This window comes from Stenotrophomonas sp. SMYL86 (assembly GCF_036320025.1).
In the GTDB taxonomy this organism is placed as follows: domain Bacteria; phylum Pseudomonadota; class Gammaproteobacteria; order Xanthomonadales; family Xanthomonadaceae; genus Stenotrophomonas; species Stenotrophomonas maltophilia_A.
The window spans coordinates 1-587 of the sequence record NZ_JAWIRU010000041.1; the positions used below are offsets into that span (position 1 = coordinate 1).

At 64.6% G+C, this 587-nt stretch carries 1 protein-coding gene; it reads left to right on the plus strand.

Annotation, left to right across the window (positions count from 1 at the left end; genetic code table 11):
* The first annotated feature begins 31 nt into the window (after window positions 1–31).
* Window positions 32–502 carry a 23S rRNA (pseudouridine(1915)-N(3))-methyltransferase RlmH gene (rlmH, locus tag V3B64_RS21815; RefSeq protein WP_005418108.1) on the plus strand — a complete coding sequence of 157 codons (471 nt, stop codon included), beginning with the start codon at window positions 32–34 and terminating at the stop codon, window positions 500–502.
* The last annotated feature ends 85 nt before the right edge of the window (window positions 503–587 follow it).

Consider the following 587-nt stretch of genomic DNA (forward strand, 5'->3'; position numbering starts at 1 on the left):
ATGGCGCCGTCGACGTTTTGGAGGACCGTTGATGAAAGCCCGCCTGATCGCCACCGGTGAACGCGCCCCCAGCTGGGTGGCGCAGGGCTTCGCCGAGTACCAGAAGCGGCTGTCGCACTGGCTGCCGTTCGAGCTGGTGGAAATCGAGCCCGGCCTGCGTGGCAAGGGGCGCGATCCGCGCCGCGCCACCGAAGATGAAGGCAAGCGGGTGATCGCTGCGCTGCCGAAGAATGCCTATGTAGTGGCGCTGGATGTGCCAGGGCGACAGCTGAGTTCCGAACAGCTGGCACAGCGCCTGGAACACTGGCGCGGGCAGGGAAGGGACCTGGCGTTCCTGATCGGTGGCCCGGAAGGGCATTCGCCGGAGGTGTCCGCGCTGGCCGATGAGAAGTGGTCGATCGGCCCGCTGACGCTGCCGCACATGCTGGTGCGCCTGGTGGTGGCCGAGCAGCTGTATCGGGCTGCCGCAATGATTGCCAATCACCCCTACCATCGCGCGTGAAGAGTGGTTATACTAGTCGTCTGCCCGAATAGCTCAGCCGGTTAGAGCACTTGACTGTTAATCAGGGGGTCGTTGGTTCGAGTCC